The organism is Bacillus sp. JJ1764, assembly GCF_036962145.1.
Lineage (GTDB): Bacteria > Bacillota > Bacilli > Bacillales > Cytobacillaceae > Neobacillus.
On record NZ_JBALNY010000186.1, the window covers coordinates 1 to 6,865 of the forward strand.

The 6,865-nt window shown below is 41.5% G+C and carries 6 protein-coding genes; 5 read left to right on the forward strand and 1 reads right to left on the reverse strand.

The window, feature by feature from the left end; all coding sequences use genetic code 11:
* Positions 1 to 97 precede the first annotated feature (97 nt).
* From V7083_RS20795 to V7083_RS20815, 5 genes are all read left to right on the forward strand, one after another.
* Positions 98 to 1,132, forward strand: coding sequence for a LacI family DNA-binding transcriptional regulator (locus V7083_RS20795; RefSeq protein ID WP_335481517.1), 1,035 nt, complete (start codon positions 98 to 100; stop codon positions 1,130 to 1,132).
* A 142-nt stretch (positions 1,133 to 1,274) separates the two neighbouring features.
* Positions 1,275 to 2,723: a sucrose-specific PTS transporter subunit IIBC gene (locus V7083_RS20800; RefSeq protein ID WP_335481519.1), complete on the forward strand. Its 1,449-nt coding sequence runs from the start codon at positions 1,275 to 1,277 to the stop codon at positions 2,721 to 2,723.
* 57 nt (positions 2,724 to 2,780) lie between these two features.
* Positions 2,781 to 4,259, forward strand: a complete 1,479-nt coding sequence (locus tag V7083_RS20805) for a glycoside hydrolase family 32 protein (RefSeq protein ID WP_335481521.1) — start codon at positions 2,781 to 2,783, stop codon at positions 4,257 to 4,259.
* A 5-nt stretch (positions 4,260 to 4,264) separates the two neighbouring features.
* Positions 4,265 to 5,239: a carbohydrate kinase family protein gene (locus tag V7083_RS20810; protein ID WP_335481523.1), complete on the forward strand. Its 975-nt coding sequence runs from the start codon at positions 4,265 to 4,267 to the stop codon at positions 5,237 to 5,239.
* Between the two features lie 116 nt (positions 5,240 to 5,355).
* A complete protein-coding gene (locus V7083_RS20815) occupies positions 5,356 to 6,612 on the forward strand; it encodes an alkaline phosphatase (RefSeq protein ID WP_335481525.1) in 1,257 nt (418 codons plus the stop codon).
* A gap of 65 nt (positions 6,613 to 6,677) precedes the next feature.
* Here V7083_RS20815 and V7083_RS20820 read toward each other — a convergent pair.
* Positions 6,678 to 6,865: hypothetical protein (locus tag V7083_RS20820; RefSeq protein WP_335481527.1), on the reverse strand; the 188-nt coding region annotated here is incomplete at its 5' end.

The following is a 6,865-nucleotide window of genomic DNA, read 5'->3' on the forward strand; positions in this document are numbered from 1 at the left end:
TATTATATAACGAATCGTGATTCATTTGTTAAAAAATGTTCTGAAAGTGTGTTAGAAAACTTAACCATTGATAGATTTTTTCCAATGGATAGAATTAGTGTATACTGAAACTAAAAAAGCACGGGGTATTTCCATGAATCGAACTATTTCTGATATTGCCAAAATAGCAGGTGTAGCTAAAAGTACAGTTTCCCGCTATTTAAACGGAGGGTCGGTCAGCGATTCTACTAAAAAGAAAATTGAATTAGTGATCAATGAAACCGGGTATGTTCCGAATACATTTGCACAAAGCCTTAAGGCGAAAAAAACGAATATTATTGGGACGATTGTACCGAGGCTGGATTCATATGCTGCTTCCAATACGTTAATTGGCATTGATGAGGAATTAAGAAACCAAAACTATCAGATGTTGATTGCCAACACAAATCAAGATTTAGAACGGGAGATTGAAAGTTTATACAGCTTCGAGCGCCAAAAGGTCGCCGGCATTATTTTGCTGGCAACAGTAATCACAGAAGCTCATTTAGAGGCGTTTCAAAAGATCCAAATTCCGGTGCTGCTTGTAGGGCAGTACAATGAAAATACTTATAGTCTTATCCATGATGATTATGCTGCAAGTTACGAACTGGCAAAAAACATTTTAGAAAAAGGTCATCGAAAAATTGCATATTTGGGTGTAACCGAGAAAGATATTGCTGTCGGGATTAAGCGAAAGCAAGGGTTTAAAGCTGCGGTAAAGGAGTACCCGAATTGTGATGTCCGGTACTATGAAACGGGGTTTAAAATCTTGGATGCGATGAAAGCGGCTGACAGCATATTGGATGACTTCCAGCCTACGATGTTGTTTTGTGCCACCGATAATATTGCTTTAGGAGCATTGAAGGCCTCGTATCTAAAAGGAGTAAACGTACCGGGTGATTTATCAATTGTTGGGTTTGGGGGATATGAAATTACAGAAGTCATACATCCTGCTATTACAACAGCGAAATTCCATTATAAAGAGGCAGGTCATATGGCAGCCCAACAAATTGTTCGCCTCGTAAATGGTGAAGAGATCCAAAAATTAACACTATCAAGATTTGAAATAATTGAGAGAGAAAGCGTTGACAATCTGACAGATAGTAAAATATAATAAAAGTACGAAACCGGTTCCATTTACTTGGTTTTCTCTTTTATTAATTTTTGGAACCGGTTCCTCACGTGGTATAATCATATATTTTTTTATCAGATTTTGGAACCGGTTCCTAAAAAGCCGGAAAAGGAGGAAATTCTAAATGAATTACAAGCAAGTAGCCAAAGAAGTCCTGGAGGCGCTTGGCGGTAAGGACAATGTTTCAGCTGCCGCTCACTGTGCAACCCGTTTACGATTGGTGCTGCATGATGAGGAAAAGATTGACCAGAAAAAACTAGATGAAATGGATCTAGTGAAGGGGACTTTTTCAACAGGTGGCCAATATCAGATTATTCTTGGTTCGGGAACGGTTAATGAAGTTTATAAGGAATTTACTAAATTAACGGGTTTAACGGAGATGTCCACCAATGAAGTGAAAGAGGCTGGGTCTAATAAATTAAACCCGCTTCAGCGTTTTGTCAAAATGCTTTCAGATATATTTGTTCCTATCATCCCGGCCATTGTGGCTGGTGGTCTGTTAATGGGACTAAATAACGTACTGACTGCTTCAGATTTATTTATTGATGGAAAATCGCTAATTGAGGCCTATCCGCAAATGGCAGATTTGGCGGCATTAATCAATACATTTGCCAATGCGGCCTTTGTCTTCCTTCCTGTGTTGATTGGCTTCTCAGCAACTCAAAGATTTGGTGGCAATGCCTTTCTAGGTGCAGCACTGGGCATGCTGATGGTTCACCCGGATCTTTTAAATGGCTATGGGTATGGTGCGGCTTTAGCAGATGGGAAGATTCCCGTTTGGAAGATTTTCGGCTTTGAAATTGAAAAGGTTGGCTACCAAGGAACCGTTCTTCCTGTCCTGGCGGCTTCCTACATTTTGGCCAAAACAGAAACCTTCTTAAGAAGAAGGATTCCATCCGCTTTGGATAACTTGCTCACACCGTTATTCTCTATTTTTATTACAGGTGTTTTGACCTTTACATTGGTTGGTCCGGTAATGCGTTCAGCTGGTAACTTCTTAACAGATGGTTTGGTTTGGATGTATGATACAACAGGACCTATAGGCGGGGCCATTTTCGGTCTTGTGTATGCTCCGATTGTAGTAACTGGCATGCACCATAGCTTTATTGCGGTTGAAACTCAGTTACTAGCCGATATCGCCAAGACAGGCGGATCATTCATTTTTCCAATTGCAGCCATGTCAAATATTGCGCAAGGTGCAGCCACTATTGCCGTTCTACTAAGAACAAAGGACAGCAAAATAAAAGGTGTAGCCTCTGCTGCAGGGATTTCTGCTTTATTGGGAATCACGGAACCAGCCATGTTTGGGGTTAATTTAAAACTGCGATATCCGTTTATTGGAGCAATTATCGGATCTGCAGCAGGTGCAGCGTTTATATCTATATTTAAAGTAAAGGCAATTGCTCTAGGGGCTGCTGGTCTCCCAGGTATCATTTCCATTAAACCGGGTACCATTACCTTTTATATCATCGGGATGGCGATTTCGTTTGCAATCGCTTTTCTCACAACGCTGTTTTTAGCAAAAAGAAACACCCTTAAACAGGATAAGGAATATGTAAAACGAGTTGCGTAGAAGAAAAAATAAGATGGAGGATCAATTTGATTCTCCTTTCTTAGTGAGGTTACAACAATGGAATGGACAAAAGAACGAAGGTATACACGATTACATGAAGTGGAACAAGAGGAAATTGCGGAGCTTTCAAAAACGGTCAATGAGAGTCCTTGGAGACAAAGCTTTCATATTCAACCTGTCACAGGTTTGTTGAATGACCCAAATGGATTTTCCTTTTTTAATGGAGAGTATCATTTGTTTTATCAGTGGTTTCCGCTTGGGCCGGTTCATGGCTTAAAATATTGGTATCATACCAAATCCAGGGATCTGGTCCATTGGGAAAATATTGGGATTGCCATTGAACCGAAAGATTACTTTGATAGCCACGGAGCCTATTCAGGAAGTGCCATTGAGCATAACGGAGAACTTCATTTAATGTATACGGGTAATACTAGGGATGAAAATTGGGAGAGGCATCCGTACCAATGTGTTGCTGTTATGGATCGTCAGGGCATGATCTCGAAGAGGGAGAACCCTGTCATTTCCACTCTCCCAAAAGGATATACAGCCCATTTTCGAGATCCTAAAGTATGGAAATCTGGGGAAACCTTTTATGCCGTCATTGGTGCTCAACGAATAAATGAAACAGGCTGTGTTTTACTGTATAGCTCGCCTAACATGTCTGATTGGAAGTGGGAAGGTGAAATCAAAACAGGTTTGACCTCATTTGGATATATGTGGGAATGCCCCGATTACTTTGAATGGCAGGAAAAAGGTGTCCTTATTTTTTCTCCTCAAGGGCTGCCGCCAAAGGGAGATGAATACCACAATATCTATCAATCTGGTTATATTCTAGGGGAGAAGCTTAATTTTGAGGATAGAAGCTTGATGCATGGTGATTTTAAGGAATTGGATCGAGGCTTTGACTTTTACGCACCACAAACTATGTTGGATTCAATGGGAAGAAGAATCTTAATAGGCTGGATGGGGCTGCCGGAACTTGTTTACCCAACGGATCGGTACGGCTGGGCTCATTGTTTAACCCTTCCAAGGGAAATAACAATTCAAGGAGATCAGCTACTTCAAAAGCCAGTACAGGAATTAGCCTTGTTACGTAGTGAAAAGGTAGAAGTTAAAGTAAATATTGACAATAACACGGTTGAAGTTGCTGAGTTTTCCGGAGAAACCTATGAATTAATGGCTGAATTTACCGAGCGTTCAGCCTTAATGTTTGGTGTCGAGCTTCGTGTAGGGGAAAAAGAAAAAACGATTATTTATTATGACCAAACAAGTAATAAAGTAATCTTTGACAGAACCTATTCCGGGGAGCCTTTCGCTACCCAATATGGAACAGTTAGAAAGTGCAATTTAAATGCTAGTGCACTAAAACTTCATATATTTGTTGACGTTTCATCTGTAGAAGTCTTTGTGAATGATGGAGCAGAAGTGTTCACAGCTAGAATTTTTCCAAAAAAAGATAGTACAGGAATTCGTTTTTTTGCTCAAGATGGGCAAGTGAATCTCAGGGCAACTAAATGGACAATAGACAAGAGGTGAGATGATTGGGAACATTATTCTCTATTGGCGAAGTGTTGATTGACTTTATTCCACAGCAAAAAGGTGTGGCACTTAAAAATGTATTATCATTTGAGCGGGCACCGGGAGGAGCTCCTGCAAATGTGGCAGCTGCAGTAGCAAAATTTGGTGGACGGTCTGCGCTGATTTCCAAGCTTGGGATCGATGCATTTGGGGATTTCCTTCTCGATGAACTGAACCGGGCCGGAGTAGAGACGGGTTATATCTTGCGGACCAAGGATGCGAATACCGGTCTAGCATTTGTTTCACTGACCGAAAGTGGTGAGCGGGATTTCTCTTTTTATCGAAATCCTTCCGCGGATTTGTTGTTAACAGCAGAAGAAATAGATTCCGGGTGGTTTGGTCCTGGGGACATTCTCCACTTCTGTTCTGTTGATTTAGTTGAAAGTCCTATGAAGCAAGCACATAAGAAAGCTATACAGACTGTTATGGAGAATAAGGGCCTTGTCAGTTTTGACCCGAACGTCAGACTTCCATTGTGGGAAAGTCCGCAAGCGTGCCGAGAGGCCATTCGTGAATTTCTCCCGCTTGCCCATATCGTAAAAGTTTCCGATGAAGAGTTGGAATTTATTACGGGTGAAAGTACGGTTGACGCAGGAATTTCCGCGCTTTTTGTTGGCAATGTAAAAGCGGTTGTTTTTACTAAAGGGGCAGAAGGTGCAGAAATCTATTTAAAGAATACAAAGCATGCCTCTAAAGGGTACTCAGTGCAAGTGGAGGATACAACTGGAGCTGGAGATGCTTTCATTGGCGGCTTTCTTTACAAACTGCTGGAAAGAAAGGCTGTTCCGGGAAATCTAGAAGCTATTTTACAGGAGCATTATGCTGACATTCTGGCATTTGCCAATGGCAGTGGAGCCTTGGCCACAACTGGAAAGGGAGCTATATCCTCTTTACCGACTAAAGAACGAGTACTGAATTTGGTAGTAAATAAAAAGTAAAGTTTACATTCTATTAACCTATAATTTATTGACTATTTACAAAAATCAAACAGTTAATTTATATTACTCCTCTACAATCAAACTTGAAGTTGATTAAAAAGAGGAGTGATTTTTTTATGAAAAAGAAAGCAATTGCAAGTGCAGCATTGTCCTTGGCAGTCATGACAGGTTTAGGGTTGAGCCAGATGAATGATGTGAAGGCTGCATCTAATGGGAAAAAAGATGTTCACGGGAATGCAAAGAACGTCATTGTATTTGTAGGGGATGGAATGGGGGCTGCCCACCGTGATGCCATCCGATTAGCCTCGGTAGGGTTAAATGGAAATCTGGCAATGGACGATATGCCAGTATCTGGAGAAGTACATACCAGCTCAACATCCGTCATCACTGATTCCGCTGCTGCCGCTACAGCGATGGCTTCGGGCGTAAAAACTTATAATGGAGCAATTGGTGTTGACGCGAATAAAAAGCCAGTCAAGACGATTCTTGAAATGGCGAAAAGCGCAGGAAAATCAACAGGGCTCGTCACAACGAGTCAAATTACGGATGCGACACCTGCAGCATTTGGCGCACATGTTACCGATCGTTCTTTGCAAAGTGACATTGCTAAACAATATTTAGAGAATAGCAAGGTAGACGTATTGCTAGGTGGAGGCGAGGATTTCTGGTATCCTGCAGGGAATCCCGGTGCTTATCAAGACCAGCCTGCTAAGGACCCAACTGAGAAAAGTAAAGGGACACAGGGAAATCTAGTCGAAGAGGCCAAGAAATTAGGGTATAACTATGTCACAAATGAAAGTGAAATGGACAAATCAAAAGGTAGTAAACTCTTAGGCCTTTTTGCAAATGAGGAAATGTTCGAACAGCGTGAAGAGGGTCAAGGGGATCTATATAACCCGGTTGTTTCCTTGCCTAAGATGACAGAAAAAGCAATCGATACTCTTTCTAAAAACAAAAAAGGATTTTTCTTGATGGTAGAAGAAGAAGGAATCGACGAGATGGCCCATGAAAACAATGCTGAAAAAATGCTGAAAGCCGGTCAGGAATTGGATAAATCAGTTGCCGTAGCAAAGGAGTTTGCTAAGAAAAATCCTGATACTTTAGTTCTGGTGGTGGCAGATCATGAATGCGGCGGACTTGCCATTGAAGATGTGAGCAGCACTGACGAATCGGGGGACGGCATATCGAAGGAAGATGGCCCATTTTCTGTGGCAAACAGCAGCGGCAAATTCATCCTTGACTGGACGACCAGCGGACACGGAGGGGTTTCTGTACCATTAACCGCGACTGGAGCTGGAGCAGAGCTATTGGCAGGAACATATGAAAATACGCATATCTTTGATGCTGTTAAAAAAGCTATGAGATTAAAATAACGATTTAAATGGAAAAATGAGGGGTTTGCTGTCTGAATATGCAAACCCTTTTTTTATTCCGATAGTTACTGAGAGATCATAACGACCGTTAAGGAAAAAAGGATATCTGTGGGGTCGTTATGGTGGGGGGCATAAAGCCCGTACGAATAAAAAGGTAGCACCAAGGTCGTTAGCTTATTGAAGCCCAAACCCGCAAAAATTCCAGAAAAGAGTAGCCAAGAGGGCTTATTGAAGTCCAAACCCGCAAGAATTC

Bases quoted from the DNA above. Each gene is read 5' to 3' on its own strand.
- V7083_RS20800 (WP_335481519.1), top strand. From the start codon at position 1,275: ATGAATTACAAGCAAGTAGCCAAAGAAGTCCTGGAGGCGCTTGGCGGT.
- V7083_RS20805 (WP_335481521.1), top strand. From the start codon at position 2,781: ATGGAATGGACAAAAGAACGAAGGTATACACGATTACATGAAGTGGAA.
- V7083_RS20815 (WP_335481525.1), top strand. From the start codon at position 5,356: ATGAAAAAGAAAGCAATTGCAAGTGCAGCATTGTCCTTGGCAGTCATG.